Source organism: Pseudoalteromonas sp. GW168-MNA-CIBAN-0100, from assembly GCF_040309225.1.
In the GTDB taxonomy this organism is placed as follows: Bacteria; Pseudomonadota; Gammaproteobacteria; order Enterobacterales; family Alteromonadaceae; genus Pseudoalteromonas; species Pseudoalteromonas arctica.
On the sequence record NZ_JBEOOL010001119.1, the window covers coordinates 1 to 235 of the forward strand.

Sequence of the window (235 nt, forward strand, 5' to 3'; positions counted from 1 at the left end):
GGTAAAACACTGTGACGGGTTACCATCGCGCCCTGCTCGGCCTATTTCTTGGCTGTAGTTTTCAATCGATTTAGGTAAGTCGTAATGAATAACAAAGCGAATATCGGCTTTATCTACGCCCATTCCAAAAGCAATCGTAGCCACTACTACATTAATTCTACCACCCATAAAGTCATCTTGAATTTGCCATCTAAGTGTATCTTCAAGCCCAGCATGATACGCCACAGCTTGCAGC

General features: G+C 43.8%; 1 protein-coding gene. It reads right to left on the reverse strand.

Going from position 1 to position 235, the window contains the following annotated elements; translation table 11 throughout:
• Nucleotides 1-235: helicase-related protein (locus AAEY62_RS24845; RefSeq protein ID WP_350637167.1), on the reverse strand; the 235-nt coding region annotated here is incomplete at both ends.